Source organism: Candidatus Pantoea carbekii (assembly GCF_000971765.1).
Taxonomy (GTDB): domain Bacteria; phylum Pseudomonadota; class Gammaproteobacteria; order Enterobacterales; family Enterobacteriaceae; genus Pantoea_A; species Pantoea_A carbekii.
In genome coordinates, this window is sequence record NZ_CP010907.1 from 810,196 (window position 1) to 826,132 (window position 15,937).

Sequence of the window (15,937 nt, forward strand, 5' to 3'; positions counted from 1 at the left end):
TATTTTTATAATATTCAGGAGGATATAAAATGTCTTTATGGGGAGGACGTTTTTCAAAGGAATTGAATGAACAATTTAAAGAATTTAATAATTCCTTAAGTATTGACTATCGTTTAGCAGAGGAAGATATCTTAGCATCTATCGCCTGGTCAAAAGCTTTAGTAACAGTTAATGTATTAAGCAGTGCAGAGCAACAGAAACTTGAAGCGTCGCTGTGTGAATTATTAGAAGAAGTGCGTATTAATCCAGAAGTAATTCTCAAAAGTAATCAGGAAGATATTCATAGTTGGGTAGAAAATAAATTAATAAAAACAGTCGGCCTTTTAGGTAAAAAATTACATACAGGTCGCAGTCGCAATGATCAAATTACTACTGATCTAAAATTATGGTGCAAAAAACATATTACTTTTTTATTAGATGCCATATATAAATTACAAAAAACACTAATCATAATTGCTGAAGCGAATCAGCATTCTCACATGCCTGGGTATACTCACTTACAACGCGCACAGCCAATAACATTTGCACACTGGTGTCTTGCTTATGTTGAAATGTTAGCACGTGACCAAGATCGCTTACAGGATACTCTAAAACGTCTTAATGTCAGTCCTCTTGGTTGCGGAGCTTTAGCAGGAACAACTTACAATGTTGATCGTGAGCAATTAGCTATTTGGTTAGGTTTTAGCGCTGCAAACGACAATAGTCTTGATGCTGTTTCTGATCGTGATTATGTTTTAGAATTATTGTCGAATGCATCTATTAGCATGGTACATCTCTCACGTTTTGCTGAAGATATAATTTTTTTTAATACCGGCGAAGCAAATTTTATTGAATTATCTGATATGATAACTTCTGGATCATCTTTAATGCCGCAAAAAAAGAATCCTGATGCGCTGGAATTAATCCGTGGTAAATGTGGTCGGGTGCATGGTGCATTAACTGCAATCACAATGATGTTGAAAGGCTTACCTTTAGCATATAATAAAGATATGCAAGAAGATAAAGAAGCGCTATTCGATGCTCTCGATACTTGGTTAAGTTGTTTAAATATAACTATATTAGTGCTAAATAATATTGAGGTGAAACGGATAAATTGTCAGAAAGCTGCTGAACAAGGTTATGCTAATTCAACTGAACTTGCAGATTATCTAGTAACAAAAGGAATACCATTTCGAGAAGCGCATCATATTGTAGGTAAAATTGTTATAGAAGCAAGTAAACAAGGCATAAGTCTTAAAGCATTAAAATTAAGTCAGTTTAAAGAGTTTAGTTCGTTGATCGAAGATGATATCTACTCTGTTCTTTCATTAGAATCTTGTTTAAAAAAACGAAACGCGCAAGGTGGTGTTTCCGCACAACAGGTAACTATAGCGATCAATAAAGCTAAGAAGCGATTATACAACTTCAGTATATCTCATAAAACATAAATTTAGTTTTTGCTTACTAATATATTAAATCTAATTTGAGATTTATAATTTGTTGTGTATTCTTTAAAAAGACACTTGAAAAATATCAAGACATAATGTATGGAAGATGTCAACAGATTATAAAAATAGCATAAATGTTAATTTAATAAAATTTTAAAAAACTAAACTATGTGCATAGCATAGCAGTATTTTCTGATAATTATTTAATAATATATCAAATTTAACATTTTTATAAAATAGAATATATATAGAATAATATTTTTGTAATTATTTTTTATTTATTAAATGTACTTTATAGTGATTAAATTTAATTTAAAATTTTTGATTCTTTAAATATTACATAAATTACCATAATTTCACTATTTTCGATAGAAAATAAATTAAGAAGCAAAAGAATATATATTTATTAAGTAAATATATATTCTTTTAAATAAATTTTTGCTATATAATTAATTATCTATGCTGTCTTTTATTTAAAATAATAGCTAGCGGACTAGATTTCTAGATTAGTAAATATTACTTTAAAAATTACTGGAATTCATTGTAGCATAGGATACTCTTGACGTATAAAAATACCTTAATTAATTATGAAATATGATTTCCAATATAAGTTCCACTATATTAGTATTTGATTCTGGCGTTGGCGGCCTATCTGTGTACCAAGAAATTCGAAAATTATTACCGAATTTACACTATCTTTATGCTTTTGATAATAAAGGATTTCCTTATGGTCAAAAAAGTGCAAGTGAGATAATTAAATGTATTATTTCTATAGTGAATGCAATCAGCCAACGTTTTCAATTATCGCTAGTAGTCATTGCTTGCAATTCAGCTAGTATAGTGTCTCTTCCTTTTTTACGAAAACATTTTACCTTTCCTATCGTAGGAGTAGTACCAGCCATTAAACCTGCTACTTGTCTAACTCGCAATGGTGTGATAGGTTTATTAGCTACACACGGTACTGTAAAAAGCAATTATATTCAACAGTTAATAACGCAATTTGCACATGAATGTAAAATTGAAATGTTAAGTTCATCTAAACTAGTAGAGTTAGCAGAAGCAAAGCTACACGGCGAAATAATAAATTTGGCTGATATACGCGAGATTATAAAACCATGGCTTTGTATGCAAGTATCTCCAGATACAATAGTATTAGGATGTACACATTTTCCATTGCTGCGGCATGAATTACAATCTATATTATCAGATAAAATACAATTAGTAGATTCTGGTACAGCAATTGCACGTCGCATAGGTTCGTTGCTGAAATACAACAAATCAAAAAAAAAACCTTTTTCAAAAGAAAATATAGCCTTTTGTACACGTATGGATAATAACACTATGCAATTAGTGCCTGTTTTACAGTATTATGGATTTCATTGTTTGAAAAAGTTAATTATTTGTAATTATTAGCAATAATGAATGTTATTCGATAACATTTTCTTAAAATAAGAATATATTAACATTTATATAAATTTATTTATTTACTTATCTTAAGTATCTGTTTAAAAAAATAAATTGGTTCTATTTAAAAATAAAAAACAATTAAATTATTGTTAATAATCTCAATTTTTGAAATCCATAAATTGCTTATTGATAATAAATAATTGTTAAATTCAAACAGGGCGAGAATTTTAATCTACATAAATATATCAGTTAGTAATTTATCTATAATTTAAGCAATTAAATCTGGATTTAATATAGCTTCATATAAAATCTCTACCCTATCAAAAAATTAAATTAAAATTAGTGATCTGGATATTAAAAAATTTATACCTTCTACAATTAAGAGGTTAGTAGACTATGCCAATTAGGATTCCAGATGAATTACCGGCAGTAAATTTTTTGCGACATGAAAATGTTTTTGTTATGACATCATCACGTGCTCATGTACAAGAAATTCGGCCATTAAAAGTGCTTATTCTTAATCTCATGCCTAAAAAAATTGAAACTGAAAATCAATTTTTGCGTTTACTTTCTAATTCTCCGCTGCAAATTGATATCCAGCTGTTACGCATAGATAGCCGTGAATCACATAATACGTCGAACGAACATTTGAATACTTTTTATTGCAATTTTGATGATATTCGAAATGATAACTTTGATGGTTTAATTGTTACTGGCGCACCTCTAGGCCTGGTAGATTTTAATGATGTAGCATACTGGTCACAAATTCAGTGCATTCTCCATTGGTCCAAAGAACATGTCACTTCTACACTGTTTTTGTGCTGGGCAGTGCAGGCAGCACTGAAGATATTATATGGACTTTCAAAAAAAACTCGTAAAAAAAAACTTTTAGGTGTGTATGAACATAATATCTTACGTCCACATGCCCTATTAACACGTGGTTTTGACGATCATTTTTTGGCTCCTCATTCTCGTTATGCTGATTTTCCAAGTCAATTAATTTATGATTACACGGATTTAGAGCTTTTTGCTGATTCTGAAATTACAGGAGCGTATTTAATGGCTAGTAAAGATAAAAGATTAGTTCTCGTTACTGGTCATCCAGAATACGATGCAACAACGCTATTAACTGAATATAATCGCGACCGTGATGCAGGGTTACAACCTGAAGTTCCATTTAACTATTTTCCAGAAAATAATCCTAATCTTTTACCAAATGTTACCTGGCGTAGTCACGGTAACTTATTATTTTGTAATTGGCTTAATTATTATGTGTATCAAATCACTCCTTTTGATCTGCGTCATATGAATCCAACACTTGAGTAAAATGAGTTTTGTTGATTTAGCAATGTGATTGATTTGATAAAATCATCATAAGTTTGTATTAAAATTTAACATTAAATACAGTTTAAAAATTTTTTTATATTTTACCAATCTAATATTGATTTTTATAAAATAATTCAATAATATATTGTTAAAATAAATATTTAAATGAATGTGTTAATATTTGAGATAAAGATAATTTATTATAAAGTTTTATTTAGTGAACACTTAAAAAAGTTAACGCCAAGCTTTGTAGCGATTAATTAGAGCATTAGTTGAACTATCATGACTTGCAATATTTTTATTATTTTTTAGTTCAGGTAAAATGCGGTCAGCAAGTTGCTTACCAAGCTCAACACCCCATTGATCGAATGTAAAGATATTCAGAATTGCCCCTTGCGTAAAAATTTTATGTTCATATAGAGCAATTAACGCACCCAGAGTGAATGGAGTGATTTTTCGCAATAGAATAGAATTGGTTGGTCGATTTCCTTCAAATACTTTAAATGGTATAACATTAGTTCTAATTAAAAACGATTTATCTACATGTTTACATTCTTGTTCAACTGTTTGTCTTGATTTGCCAAATGCCAATGCTTCTGTCTGAGCAAAAAAATTTGATAATAATTTTAAATGATGATCGGATATCGGATTGTGTGAGATTACAGGAGCGATAAAATCACAAGGTACTAATTTAGTACCTTGATGCATTAATTGATAAAATGCATGCTGACCATTGGTGCCCGGTTCTCCCCAAATAATTGGACCTGTTTGATAATTAACAGTATTACCGTTACGATCGATACATTTGCCATTGGACTCCATATTGGCTTGTTGAAAATATGCTGCAAAACGATGCATATATTGATCATATGGTAATATAGCTTCAGTCTGGGCACCAAAAAAGTTGTTGTACCAAATCCCGATCAATCCTAACAACACTGGTAGATTTTTTTTCAGTGGTGCAGTAGAAAAGTGTTGATCCATAGCATGTGCACCATCGAGCATTTTTTCAAAATTATCAAACCCTATAGATAAAATAATTGACAGGCCTATTGACGACCACAAGGAATAACGGCCACCTACCCAATCCCAAAATTTAAACATATTAGCCTTATCGATACCGAACGCTTCCACTGCAATTTCATTCATTGAAATTGCTATAAAATGTTTTGAAATATCTTGTATATTAGCTTTTTTTAAAAACCATTTTCGGGCACTATAGGCGTTAGTCATAGTTTCTTGAGTTTTAAAGCTTTTTGAAGAGACTAAAAATAAAGTATTTTCTGAATTTAAATTTTTTAATGTTTCGGTAATATGTGTTCCGTCAATGTTAGACACAAAATGCATACAGAGATGATTTTTATATGGGCGTAGTGCTTCAGTTACCATATGTGGCCCAAGATCAGAACCTCCGATACCAATATTGACCACATTAGTAATAATTTTACCTGTATATCCTTTCCATTGACCACTAATAATTTTTTGTGAAAAGCTTTTCATTTTATCTAAAACTAGATTTACTTCAGGCATAATATCTATATTATTAATCAATATAGGTGCGTTGCTGCGGTTACGAAGAGCAATATGAAGTACTGAACGATCTTCAGTGCGGTTAATTTTTTTTGCTGAAAACATAGATTTAATTGAATCGACCAAATCAGTTTCTACTGCTAAATCTTGTAATTTATTAAGCGTTTCTTCAGTAATGCGGTTTTTAGAAAAATCGATTAATATCTGATCGCAGAAGGTAGCAGAAAATTTTGAAAAACGGTTAATATCTTGTTTAAAAAGGTCAGCTATGTGGACTGATTTCATATTATTACAATAATGTTGGTATAGTGCTTTCCAAGCCGATGTTTGAGTTGGATTAATACTTTTCATAATGTCCTTCTGATCTTAAAAATTGCTTATTGTGCTGTAGTGGATCTAACTATTTTGACATTGCTTAATATATATGGTATACAAAAACATTCTGCTTATAATTATATATTTTATTTATAATAATATTATATAGTTTACAGAACTGATTTTATTTTAATTTTATTAAGCTGTATACCAGTTATGCAAATACTATTCATGAAACTATGTTCAATATTTTGAAAAAAATGTTTGTCAGTAATTTTAATTCATTGTTTTTTAAAAGTTTTTTATCTATATTTTGGAATATTCAAAATTAAAGAAGAGCATAAATTCTTCTTGAAATATTCTGAATAGAGATATTATTTATATTTGTATTATATGATTTTCATACTTTTAATTAACATAATTATTGAAAGAAAGATTAGCAATTAGTGTCTAATTAATTATGCCAATATATCAGAAAAGTGAAATATTGGATAATATACAAGTAACTTTGATATCTGTTTCGATGATCAAAAGATTAATCTTTTGTTTTTTTTATTATTATTATCTTTTTATCTCTAGTTTGAAAATTACAAAGATGATTTACGTTCAGAGAACTCTTTAGTAATTTTCTATATATTTCTTACTTTTTTCTATTGCTCAAGTAAGATAATGTATCTTTATCACAATTCCAAAAAATCAGAAAAAAGATAACTTGATACGAGCTTTTTACATGTCTCAAACTTTAATCATTTCTAAATTTGGTGGCACTAGCGTTGCTGATTTTTATTCGATGAACCATAGTGCAGATATAGTATTATCTAATAATAATACGCGACTCGTAGTACTTTCTGCATCTGCTGGCATTACCAATTTATTGGTTTCTCTTTCTGAAGGTCAAGAACAAAGACATCGTTCCTATCTATTAAATGAAATCAGTCGCATTCAATATGCTATTATTGATTTTCTGTCATCTAAAATAGTTCGTAATGAAATTAATGTAATGTTAGAAAATATTGCTATGTTATCTGATGCTGCTGCATTAGCTACATCGCAAGCATTAACTGATGAGCTGGTAAGCTACGGCGAATTAATGTCAACTTTATTATTTGTCGAAGTTCTACGAGAACGCGAAGTAAATGTGCAATGGTTTGATATCCGTAAAGTAATGTATACAAACGAGCGTTTTGGTAGCGCTGAACCTGACGTTGTTAGGATAAAAGAAAACGCAACTCGGCTTCTTCTTCCTTATATTGAGCAAGTATTGATTGTTACACAAGGTTTTATAGGTACCGAAAGTAAAGGACGCACTACTACGTTGGGTCGAGGCGGAAGCGACTATACTGCAGCTTTACTAGGTGAAGCACTAAAAGCAACTCGTATTGATATTTGGACAGACGTTGCAGGTATTTATACTACTGATCCGCGTATAGTTCCAGAAGCTAAACGCATTCAAGAGATTAGTTTCGAAGAAGCAGCAGAAATGGCAACCTTTGGTGCTAAAGTTTTACATCCAGCTACTTTGTTACCTGCATTACGTAGTGATATTCCAGTTTTTGTTGGATCCAGTAAAGATCCAGTTTCTGGTGGCACTCGTATTTGTAATAAAACTAAGAATCCACCATTATTTCGTGCTGTAGCACTGCGTCGTCATCAAACTCTAGTGACACTACATAGCCTCAATATGCTTCACACTCGTGGTTTTCTTGCTCAGGTATTTGAAATTTTAGCACGTCATAATATTTCTGTTGATCTGATAACTACTTCTGAAGTTAGTATAGCACTGACTTTAGACACTACTGGTTCAACATTCACTGGTATTAGCCTATTAAATGAGGAATTATTAAGTGAACTTTCATCGATGTGTCATGTTGCAGTAGAAGAGCATATCGCATTAGTGGCAATCATCGGCAACAAATTATCAAAAGCATGCGGTGTAGGTAAAGAAATTTTTGAAGCATTAGAACCGTTTAATCTTCGGATGATTTGCTATGGCGCTAGTAATTATAACCTCTGTTTTCTAGTTTCGACGCATGATGCCGAAGCAGTTGTACGAGCATTGCATAAAAATCTCTTTGGTGGTTAAAATTTTTAATACTCATAAAATTTCAGAATTAGTGTTTATCTCTTTTGTAATTTTTAGTTTTATACATATGATAATTTTGTAAAGCAGAGAGTTCATAATACCTCTTGCTCTTTCCCCGTAACACTGCTGTAGATAAGCAGTATTATCAGTCTGATGTTGATAAAATCTTTTTTTTCACTGCTAAGTAGCATAAAAAAATTAAATATTATGGATAATCTATCTAAACAAAAAATACTACCTTAGTTATAAGGTTGTTAAAAATTTTTAAAGCTTCATATAAATTCGAATACCATCTAAAAACATTTGTGCCGCTAGCATAATAAGGATTAGACCCATTAAACGTTCTAATGCATTGACCCCTTTTTCACCAAGGAGGCGTAAGAATAATCCTGATAGCAAAAGAATTATTGCGGTTGCTCCCCAGGCAATTAAAAGTGCTATTACTAAACTCATCATGTGGTTAGGATATTGATGCGAAAGCAACATTAAAGTAGCTAAAAGTGACGGGCCTGCTACTAAAGGAATTGCTAAAGGTACAATAAAAGGCTCTTCACCGGCTGGCAAACCACTGCTATTAGTTTCGTTTGAAGGAAAAATCATACTGATTGCAATTAGAAAAAGAATGATACCGCCAGAAATCGATACAGTTTCTGTACGTAAGTTTAAAAAAGTTAATATATATTCTCCAGAAAATAAAAATAAAATCATTAAAATTAATGCAATCAACATTTCACGTATAAGCACTATATGACGACGTTTAGGAGCAAGATGCTTCAGAATTGACATAAATATCGGTAAATTACCTAATGGATCCATAATTAAGAACAGTAATATAGTTGCAGATATCATTTCATTCATTTGTTGTGAACCATCCTTTAAGTTATTTTACTACTGCAAAATAGAATAATTGAATAATGTACTTTATAAAAAGTATGTATTTTGTAGAGTTTAAGTATGTAGGTAAACGTGATTATTATTTAAATCAGTATATGAATAATTCAGCCGAATTTTCCCTTCTAAATTACTATAACAATCTCCCTTAAAAGAATCTGAGACGGAAAAAATGAAAAATGTAGGTTTTATTGGTTGGCGTGGTATGGTTGGCTCTGTACTAATGGATCGTATGCAACAAGAACGCGATTTTGATTTAATTAATCCAACTTTTTTTTCTACGTCAAAAGTAGGTGAAATAATACCAATTCTCAATAGAACATCACCTAGCATGCTACACAATGCCTTTGATATTGATATTCTAAAAGAACTTGATATTATTATTACTTGTCAAGGTAGTGATTATACTATTCAAGTTTATCCAAAATTGCGCAAAAGCGGTTGGAAAGGTTATTGGATTGATTCTGCGTCTACTCTACGTATGCAAGACAGTGCTATAATTATTCTCGATCCAGTTAACTATCAAGTCATTCTTGAATCACTCAATAGAGGCATTAAAACATTTGTAGGAGGTAACTGTACTGTTAGTTTAATGTTGATGTCACTAGGTGGTTTATTTATTAATAATTTAGTAGAGTGGGTATCAGTTGCTACCTATCAAGCGGCTTCTGGTGCTGGTGCTCGTCATATGCATGAATTGCTTAGACAAATGAGTATGGTAGATAACTGTATAGCAAAATTATTACAAAAGCCGACAGTAACAATTTTAGATATAGAACGCAAGATTACTGATTTTACTCGTTCAGGTATCTTACCAACTGATAATTTTCATGTCCCCTTAGTTGGTAGTTTAATACCATGGATCGATGAAAAATTGAATAATGGTCAGAGCAGAGAAGAGTGGAAAGGTCAGGCCGAAACTAATAAAATACTTTCAACTAAAAATATTATTCCCATAGATGGTCTGTGCGTGCGTATAGGTGCGTTACGTTGTCATAGTCAAGCATTTACTATAAAATTAAACAAAAATTTATCTATTAACGAAGTTAAACAACTTCTGCAATGCCATAACGAGTGGGTCAAAGTAATACCAAATGATCGAGATATTACTATACGTGAATTAACGCCAGCAGCAGTTACAGGAACTCTATATGTTCCAGTTGGTCGTCTTCGTAAGTTGAATATGGGTCCGGAATACCTTTCTGCTTTTAGCGTGGGCGATCAGTTGCTATGGGGTGCTGTAGAGCCACTGCGTCGCATGATGCGTTTATTGCTTGACCAATAGAAGATATTAGAATAATAATTCAGCACTAACAATCTAATATTTATTACATATGAATTTTGTATTATCTATTTTCTTTATAAAAAAATTTATATTAGCAACAAATTATATTGCTATTTACGGTTTTTTCATACTAATTCGTTTAAAAATAGTTGTTCTATGCAATAAAATTAAATATATATATGACTATTAGTTATCATTTTGAAAATTTACAACTTTCTCTTTTAGCTTATCTCTATATTATATAAATATAAGTAGTATTTATTTTTGTTAAAATCAATTTCAATCTGCATATGAATTGAAATATATTGTTAGTGCTTTCAGTATGGTAGTAAGAAGTATTCTATAAAATGGAAGGAAAAAAATTATACAAATTAATATTTTGAAACTTGCATCTACTATTGCAATTTCAATCCAATGGGTTGCCATAAAAATATCTAAACTTTTATAAAAGGCTATAAAGAAAAAAGTTGCTGTATCTATTATATTTCCAAAAAACATACTCAAAATGGGAGGAACCCACCATAATGAAAAATGTTTCCGCATATAGTTAAAGATATAGACGTCAAGAAACTGACTGAATAGATATGCTATAAAACTGGCAAGTGCTATACGTATGCTAAATAAATTAATTTTTTTCAAAGCTATCCAACTTTGCCATTCACCTTGATAAAATAAACAGGAGATAAGATAAGAAATACATAGGGCTGGACCCATCGCTAATAAAATGATACGGCGAGCTAATGATACATGGAAAATACGTACAGTAAGGTCGGTTACAAGAAAAATTAATGGAAAACTAAAGGTTCCCCACGTCGCATGCAATCCAAAAATAGATACAGGTAATTGTACTAAGTAATTGCTGAAAACAATAACCAAAAGATGTAAAAAACATAAGTAAAATAACACGTAGATACGCTGATATATAGAGAGCTTTATCATATTAAATATATTAACTTAAGTGAGTTTATTTTAGGTAATATTACAAAATATTAAAAATTAATATTGGGATTTTGATGTTTTATATAGACATCTATATATTAATTACAATTATGACTATATTTACTGTACTATTCTAGGATCAATAAGTAGGTTAGAATAAATTATTATGATTAAATATACGGATGCAGAAGATTTATGAATGATTTCTTTTCTCAATCTAACTATATATTGAATATTTTAGGTTTGCGTTGTCCTGAACCTGTCATGATGCTGCGTAAAACCGTACGTAACATGCAAATAGGTGAAACTCTTCTTGTTATTACTGATGATCCCGCTACTCCACGTGATATTGCTGGTTTTTGTCTCTTTATGAAACATCGATTAATAGTTCAACAAACAGAAAATTTGCCATATAAATATTTAATTCAAAAGGGTATTGAAGACTAAATGTTAAATACAAATTTTTATTAAAATCTAGAATTGCATTGGTAAACAATGAATAACATTACTAAATGTAGTAAATGATTCTGATGATAAGGATACGCTAGTATTTTATTAAAAATATTTATAACTACCTTAATTTTTAGGCATTATATATAACTAATATGTTTGGTTAAATATGTGGATATGTAAGTTAGATGTGGTTTAAACAATTGCGAATAATGTTATATCTATTGACTATCTGACTATCATCAGGTGATGAACATACCATGTTGGTTTGTATAAAATATTATCATTACTTTTTTTACGAAAATATTATGTCAATATAAATTTTATAGATAATTTTATCTTTAATTTAATTTAATTAAAAATTTGTATTTTATACATCACGATGATGAGATACTAGAACAATATATTAGAGATATTGTTTAAATTTTTATAACTACCCTTAACTAAAGAAGGAATGAATAATATAAAATGTTATTATATTTTTTGATAACGTTTATATAAATAATAGACTACTTGCCCAGCGATTTTCTTTCTGTGTTGATGCCAATTATTAGGTGTATGTAGTTGACTATTTTCTACTTCACTTTCAACGTAAATCCAAGCATTATTTGCTAACCAACCTGTTTCTTCTAATAATCTAATAGTTTTTTCTGTTAGTCCTTTACGGAAAGGAGGATCAATAAATACGATATCATATTGAGATACTTGTTTCGTTTGACTTAAAAACTGAAGAGTATTAGTTTCTATTACTTTTGCTTGTAATGCACACAATTTCTTTAAATTCTGCATCAGAAGATGTGCTATAGAACGTTTTAATTCTAAAAATGTAACTAAATCTGCATAACGAGATAGCGCTTCCAATCCTAGTGCACCGCTGCCAGCAAAACAATCTAAACAGCGTGACTGTTGGATATAAGGAGCAAGCCAATTGAATAAAGTTTCGCGAACGCGGTTAGCAGTAGGGCGCACGTTAGCATTATTCGGTACAGGCAACTTACGACCTTTCCATTGACCACTAATGATGTATATATTACCACTTTTAATGCTGTTATTACAAGACATATTCATTCTTACATTTAAAAATATTTTATATTTGATAATAAATTATTTTCTTATCACATACCACTGTATAAATTTTAATAAAAATTAATATAATGCATTCATTAGATTCTTTTAAATACAGATAGCTTATCAAATTTGTCGATTTGCACGATACATTAATAATATAATATATTTTTTAGGCTAGTTTTGAACATCAAGATTAATACAATATAATTTAGACGAAAAATTACACTTTGTAAAAGTAACACATACACAACTTAATTAGATATATGTTCTTTTTTAAAAAGTTCATTTCAATGATTTTTTATTGTTTTTTGTAAGAATTTTCAAAATTGATTATTCAAAAATTAAATATAATAAAAGTGCTAAATAAAAAAGTTTTTTTGAAAGTAATGAAAAGTAGTTAAACAAACAATGACGTTAATAGTTCTATCTGTTAATCTTTATTAAAAATCATTTACAATTATGGGTTATTGATGGTTAGTTCTAAACTAAAAAAAGGATTACAACATCCTAATAAAGAAAGTTTTTTTAGTCGTTTAAAGCGTCATATGGCTAAAACACGAGAAAATATAGGTTCAGGTTTTATTAATTTATTACGCGGTAAAAAAGTTAGTAGCGAGTTATTTAACGAGATAGAGGAACGTCTACTGATTGCCGATATAGGCGTAGAAACTACACAAGATCTCATTGCAAATCTAAAGCAACAGGCTAATCAAAAACAATTACATAATGCAGAAGCACTGTATAACTTACTTAAAAGTCAACTCGTCAATATTCTTCATAAAGTTGACTTACCCCTAGAGATTAGCAATCGAATGCCATTTATAATTCTTATGGTAGGAGTTAATGGTGTAGGCAAAACGAGTACCATCGGTAAATTAGCACACTATTATCAGAAACAAAGTAAATCAGTAATTTTAGCAGCTGGTGATACTTTTCGAGCAGCGGCATTAGAACAGCTAAAAATATGGGGAACACGTAATGATATTCCTGTGATAGGGCAACATATTGGTGCTGATTCTGCTTCAGTAATTTTTGACGCTATTCGAGCAGCTAAATCACGTAAGATTGATATCTTAATTGCTGATACTGCAGGCCGTCTACACAATAAATTACACTTAATGGAGGAATTAAAAAAAATAGTTCGTGTAATAAAAAAGTTAGATACACATGGACCGCATGAAGTAATTTTGACTATTGATGCTAATACTGGACAAAATGCTGTGAATCAAACTAAATTTTTTCATGAAGCATTAGGTATAACAGGTATGATTATAACGAAATTAGATGGTACAGCAAAAGGCGGCGTAATTTTTTCTATTGCTAACCAATTTAAAATTCCAATTCGATATATTAGTGTTGGAGAAGACATTAATGATTTAAAGTCATTTAAAGCGTTAGATTTTATTGAAGCGCTATTTTCTTAAAAACATATAAATCAAAAAAAGTTTTTTAAGAACTTTCAATCTAGAAATCTGGTTACAGTAGATGTTTAACATAATGTGATACAATTTTTTAAAATAAACAATAAAGTTATATCATATCTGTATGAAAAAATTTAATTTTTAAAAAATATAATTTAATACTTATAGATAAATGAATAATCTTAACTTGTTATTGATCAATAGTGCAACATGCAATCACATACGTGTCATCATACATCACTACTCAAATGTATTTATTGTCATATTTCATTTCTTGGACAATAATCAATGCAATGGGCGGTCTATACAAGCCATTCTCATTTGTGTACATTGAATTTTTGTTTGATAACCATCAATAATTAATCGTATTACAATATACCAATATTTGTAAAAAAATTGATAATTTTTCTATTTAATAGAAATTATACAACGTTGTATTTTAACTAAAAGCACAATAATTATTTCGTTATATTTGTATGTTTTTAGTATTATTTTTGTATCTACAAAAAGATTTTTTAAAAAAATTGTAGAAATACCTTACAATATGATAATTGTTCTTTTAAAATTATTCCATAAAAAGATTGATTAGTACATTAATGCTTTCATTAATATTTTTATTATTTTCATATCGAATCTCATTGATATAAAGATATTAAAGTACGATGATTGCATTATTAAAATATCTTAAACATTCTATTTTAACTAAATTTTATTTAAGTGATGCTTCTTGATGAGACGAAATATGCAAAATTCTATTGAATTTGTGAGGATTTGAATGGCTAAAGACATACAAACTTTAGTGATTGCGCCTCTGGGCAACCTAGATGCTTACGTAAGAGTAGCTAATAGTTGGCCGATTTTAACAGCTGAAGAGGAAAAAGTACTAGCTGAACGTTTATATTACCAGGCCGATTTAGATGCAGCTAAGAGGTTAATATTATCTCATTTACGTTTTGTTGTTCATATAGCGCGTAACTATTCTGGTTATGGTTTACCACAAGCGGATTTAATTCAGGAAGGTAATATTGGATTAATGAAAGCCGTACGGCGTTTTAACCATCAAGCTGGTGTGCGTTTAGTATCATTTGCTGTCCATTGGATTAAAGCTGAAATTCATGAATATGTTTTGCGTAATTGGCGCATTGTAAAGGTTGCAACAACTAAAGCACAGCGTAAATTATTTTTTAATTTACGCAAAGCAAAACAACGTTTAGGTTGGTTTAATGAAGATGAGGTAGAAATGGTAGCTCGTGAATTGGGTGTAAGCAGTAAGGATGTAAGAGAAATGGAATCTCGCATGGCTGCTCAAGATATGACGTTCGACATAGCCGCTGATGATGAATCAGTAGAAGGTAAACCTATGGCGCCAGTACTTTATTTAAAAGATAAAAGCTCTGATTTTGCAAATGGAATCGAAGAAGACAATTGGGATTCGCATGCAGCAGATAAGCTGAGTGACGCGATGTTAAGTCTTGATGAACGTAGCCAATTTATTATTCGTTCGAGATGGTTAGATGATGATAATAGAACTACTCTTCAGGAATTAGCCGATAAATATGGTGTTTCTGCTGAGCGTGTACGTCAATTAGAAAAAAATGCAATGAAAAAATTACGTGTAGCTATCGAAGGATAGAGTAAATTAGATTGATTGGATTAAAAAGCAATTTTTTTCATTATTATTTGATATATACAATTAAAGCAGTTTTAAATTAAGTTGTTTATATAAATAAAAATTCCTAATAACTTAATTAAGTTAAGAAAGAGAGAAACAAGCATCTTATGATTTCAATGCAAA

Annotated in this window: 11 protein-coding genes and 1 pseudogene; 8 read left to right on the forward strand and 4 right to left on the reverse strand. The window is 30.1% G+C overall.

Features of this window, described 5'->3' with window-relative positions; translation table 11 throughout:
- Window positions 1-29 precede the first annotated feature (29 nt).
- The 3 genes from argH to metA all read left to right on the forward strand — a co-directional run bounded on the left by argH (window position 30) and on the right by metA (window position 4,160).
- Window positions 30-1,427: an argininosuccinate lyase gene (gene argH, locus BMSBPS_RS02900; protein WP_022564106.1), complete on the forward strand. Its 1,398-nt coding sequence runs from the start codon at window positions 30-32 to the stop codon at window positions 1,425-1,427.
- 594 nt (window positions 1,428-2,021) lie between these two features.
- Window positions 2,022-2,840, forward strand: a complete 819-nt coding sequence (gene murI, locus BMSBPS_RS02905; protein WP_044169942.1) for a glutamate racemase — start codon at window positions 2,022-2,024, stop codon at window positions 2,838-2,840.
- A 390-nt stretch (window positions 2,841-3,230) separates the two neighbouring features.
- Window positions 3,231-4,160, forward strand: coding sequence for a homoserine O-acetyltransferase MetA (gene metA, locus BMSBPS_RS02910; RefSeq protein ID WP_022564108.1), 930 nt, complete (start codon window positions 3,231-3,233; stop codon window positions 4,158-4,160).
- Window positions 4,161-4,394: 234 nt separating this feature from the next.
- Here metA and pgi read toward each other — a convergent pair whose 3' ends face one another.
- Window positions 4,395-6,041 carry a glucose-6-phosphate isomerase gene (pgi, locus tag BMSBPS_RS02915; RefSeq protein WP_022564109.1) on the reverse strand — a complete coding sequence of 549 codons (1,647 nt, stop codon included), beginning with the start codon at window positions 6,039-6,041 and terminating at the stop codon, window positions 4,395-4,397.
- Window positions 6,042-6,735: 694 nt separating this feature from the next.
- On the opposite strand from pgi, the gene lysC reads away from it, so the two are divergent.
- On the forward strand, window positions 6,736-8,088 hold the full coding sequence (gene lysC / locus BMSBPS_RS02920; RefSeq protein WP_022564110.1) for a lysine-sensitive aspartokinase 3: 1,353 nt from the start codon (window positions 6,736-6,738) through the stop codon (window positions 8,086-8,088).
- Window positions 8,089-8,352: 264 nt separating this feature from the next.
- On the opposite strand, the gene BMSBPS_RS02925 is transcribed toward lysC, so the two are convergent.
- The gene (locus BMSBPS_RS02925; RefSeq protein ID WP_022564111.1) at window positions 8,353-8,946 is read right to left on the reverse strand and encodes a YhgN family NAAT transporter; all 594 of its coding nucleotides are present in this window, start codon (window positions 8,944-8,946) and stop codon (window positions 8,353-8,355) included.
- 205 nt (window positions 8,947-9,151) lie between these two features.
- Between BMSBPS_RS02925 and asd the strand changes: the two genes are divergently transcribed.
- Window positions 9,152-10,264, forward strand: a complete 1,113-nt coding sequence (gene asd / locus BMSBPS_RS02930) for an aspartate-semialdehyde dehydrogenase (protein WP_022564112.1) — start codon at window positions 9,152-9,154, stop codon at window positions 10,262-10,264.
- 279 nt (window positions 10,265-10,543) lie between these two features.
- Here the strand turns inward: asd and BMSBPS_RS02935 are convergent, their stop codons facing one another.
- Complete coding sequence (locus BMSBPS_RS02935; protein WP_044169943.1) at window positions 10,544-11,203, reverse strand: 7-cyano-7-deazaguanine/7-aminomethyl-7-deazaguanine transporter; 660 nt, start codon at window positions 11,201-11,203, stop codon at window positions 10,544-10,546.
- Between the two features lie 195 nt (window positions 11,204-11,398).
- Here BMSBPS_RS02935 and tusA point away from each other — a divergent pair, with 195 nt between their 5' ends.
- Complete coding sequence (tusA, locus tag BMSBPS_RS02940) at window positions 11,399-11,650, forward strand: sulfurtransferase TusA (protein ID WP_046201160.1); 252 nt, start codon at window positions 11,399-11,401, stop codon at window positions 11,648-11,650.
- 477 nt (window positions 11,651-12,127) lie between these two features.
- Here tusA and rsmD read toward each other — a convergent pair whose 3' ends face one another.
- Complete coding sequence (rsmD, locus tag BMSBPS_RS02945; RefSeq protein WP_044169944.1) at window positions 12,128-12,715, reverse strand: 16S rRNA (guanine(966)-N(2))-methyltransferase RsmD; 588 nt, start codon at window positions 12,713-12,715, stop codon at window positions 12,128-12,130.
- Between the two features lie 512 nt (window positions 12,716-13,227).
- On the opposite strand from rsmD, the pseudogene ftsY reads away from it, so the two are divergent.
- Window positions 13,228-14,145, forward strand: a pseudogene (gene ftsY, locus BMSBPS_RS02950) (signal recognition particle-docking protein FtsY); the annotation flags it as partial.
- Window positions 14,146-14,917: 772 nt separating this feature from the next.
- Window positions 14,918-15,775 (forward strand): RNA polymerase sigma factor RpoH, encoded by an 858-nt coding sequence (gene rpoH, locus BMSBPS_RS02955; RefSeq protein ID WP_022564116.1) that lies wholly within the window; start codon window positions 14,918-14,920, stop codon window positions 15,773-15,775.
- Window positions 15,776-15,937: the final 162 nt, after the last annotated feature.

Bases quoted from the DNA above. Each gene is read 5' to 3' on its own strand.
- argH (WP_022564106.1), top strand. From the start codon at position 30: ATGTCTTTATGGGGAGGACGTTTTTCAAAGGAATTGAATGAACAATTT.
- murI (WP_044169942.1), top strand. From the start codon at position 2,022: ATGATTTCCAATATAAGTTCCACTATATTAGTATTTGATTCTGGCGTT.
- metA (WP_022564108.1), top strand. From the start codon at position 3,231: ATGCCAATTAGGATTCCAGATGAATTACCGGCAGTAAATTTTTTGCGA.
- pgi (WP_022564109.1), bottom strand. From the start codon at position 6,041: ATGAAAAGTATTAATCCAACTCAAACATCGGCTTGGAAAGCACTATAC.
- lysC (WP_022564110.1), top strand. From the start codon at position 6,736: ATGTCTCAAACTTTAATCATTTCTAAATTTGGTGGCACTAGCGTTGCT.
- BMSBPS_RS02925 (WP_022564111.1), bottom strand. From the start codon at position 8,946: ATGAATGAAATGATATCTGCAACTATATTACTGTTCTTAATTATGGAT.
- asd (WP_022564112.1), top strand. From the start codon at position 9,152: ATGAAAAATGTAGGTTTTATTGGTTGGCGTGGTATGGTTGGCTCTGTA.
- BMSBPS_RS02935 (WP_044169943.1), bottom strand. From the start codon at position 11,203: ATGATAAAGCTCTCTATATATCAGCGTATCTACGTGTTATTTTACTTA.
- tusA (WP_046201160.1), top strand. From the start codon at position 11,399: ATGAATGATTTCTTTTCTCAATCTAACTATATATTGAATATTTTAGGT.
- rsmD (WP_044169944.1), bottom strand. From the start codon at position 12,715: ATGTCTTGTAATAACAGCATTAAAAGTGGTAATATATACATCATTAGT.
- rpoH (WP_022564116.1), top strand. From the start codon at position 14,918: ATGGCTAAAGACATACAAACTTTAGTGATTGCGCCTCTGGGCAACCTA.